2 protein-coding genes are annotated in these 1,669 nt (G+C 42.7%); one reads left to right on the top strand and one right to left on the bottom strand.

The features are described 5' to 3' along the window. On the top strand, positions 1-802 hold an 802-nt coding region (gene glsA, locus VE944_RS08570; protein ID WP_324975178.1), incomplete at its 5' end, for a glutaminase A. A 118-nt stretch (positions 803-920) separates the two neighbouring features. Here glsA and VE944_RS08565 read toward each other — a convergent pair. Next, positions 921-1,669: nucleotidyltransferase domain-containing protein (locus tag VE944_RS08565; protein ID WP_324975175.1), on the bottom strand; the 749-nt coding region annotated here is incomplete at its 5' end.

The raw sequence follows: 1,669 nt of genomic DNA, 5'->3' as shown, positions 1-1,669 counted from the left end.
AGTTTATAAAGTTGGCGATTACGATCACCTCTTTACCATTCAGTCAATTTCCAAGGTATTTGCTTATGGGCTTGCCTTAGAAGATCATGGACTGGATTACGTTTTGACTAGAGTTGGGGTGGAACCAACGGGGGATGCATTCAACGCGATTATTTTGGATGAGCAATCGAAGCGGCCTTATAATCCAATGGTAAATGCAGGTGCGATCGCAACCACCAGCTTAATTAAAGGTTCTGGCCCAACCGAACGCCTCAACCGAATGCTGGAGATGTTTCGGCGATATATTGGGCGCGATGTGTTCGTTGACATTTCAGTTTTTACCTCAGAACGCAGTACAGGGCATCGCAACCGGGCAATGGCGCATCTGATGCTCAACTTTGGCATGATTGACCGCAATATTGAAGAGTCGCTGGATCTTTATTTTCAGCAGTGTGCTGTGATGGTGAATTGTCAAGACTTAGCAGTGATGGCGGCTACCCTTGCTAACAAAGGTATTAACCCCATTACCAAAGAACAGGCGGTAGATAAGCATTACATTAAAGATATTTTGAGTGTTATGTATACCTGCGGAATGTACAACTTTGCTGGTGAGTGGGCTTATAAAATTGGGATTCCAGCGAAAAGCGGAATTTGTGGTGGGATTATCGCCGTTGTACCCAATAAGATGGGCATTGGAGTTTTTTCGCCTCTCTTGGATATGCGTGGTAATAGTGTGCGGGGGGTAAAGGTGTGTGAAGAACTTTCCCAACGGTTAGGTTTACATTTATTTGATTGTTCAGGCCAAGAGGCGAAATTTGGTTGAAGGAAGCCGCATTTAATTTGTACATTTACTTGATGACTGATGACTGTTAACCGTCAACAGTCAACAGTCAACAGTTAGCGACATCAAAAGTGTTTATATAGTTTAGACGCGCATCAGCTTATTTGAACTTATCTATTACTGATTGTAGATATTTTGTAGAGGCAGCTTCGGCTTGAGAGTGGATAATCAACTCTGGTATTGTTAATTTAGAGCGAAGTTGGCAGTAAAAACGAATGGTGTGTTGAAGCGATCGCGCAATTTCCTCTTGGTCATGTTTAGCGGGAATAGTTTGACGAAAATCATTCAAATAAAACGGAATTTCTGTTTCCAGATTTCTCACACCGCGTGGAAGCAGTCCAGCTTGTACCTTGGCTAATGGCGCTAGAACTTGCCCACGCACAAAAGAAAGAAAATCAATAACTTCAAACAGTTCACCTCTTCCTAACTTAGTTGCACCGTAGTGTACCCACACCCAGAAGCGGTCTTCAATCCACTGCGGGTCAAAAGGTGGATAATTTCGTGGATTATCTGAAACAGCTAAGGTTAGTAGATTTCCCCGCTCCCATAGAATAATCGGATTTTCTATGCGGTCTGTTTGAAAATCTTGTAAAAGCAAAAACTTTAAATCGACGTGTACAAGAGGACTGTCATAGAGACAGATTAATAATCGGGGTTCGCCAACGTGTTCACCGGTAAAAGCTGCTAGCAGTTTCCCTAGTTTGCTGGCTAAAAGCTGACGCTCTTTTAAAACTTGCTGATAATGAACATCATCTACAACAATAATGAGATCCAGGTCGGAATACTCATCCATTTTTCTGCTCAAATAAGAACCACCGATCGCTACACCCAGTAAACGGTTATCCGTCT

The organism is Nostoc sp., from assembly GCF_035638895.1.
Classification (GTDB): Bacteria; Cyanobacteriota; Cyanobacteriia; order Cyanobacteriales; family Nostocaceae; genus Nostoc.
Note: the sequence above shows the minus strand (reverse complement) of the source record. Positions and strands in the feature narration are given on the sequence as shown.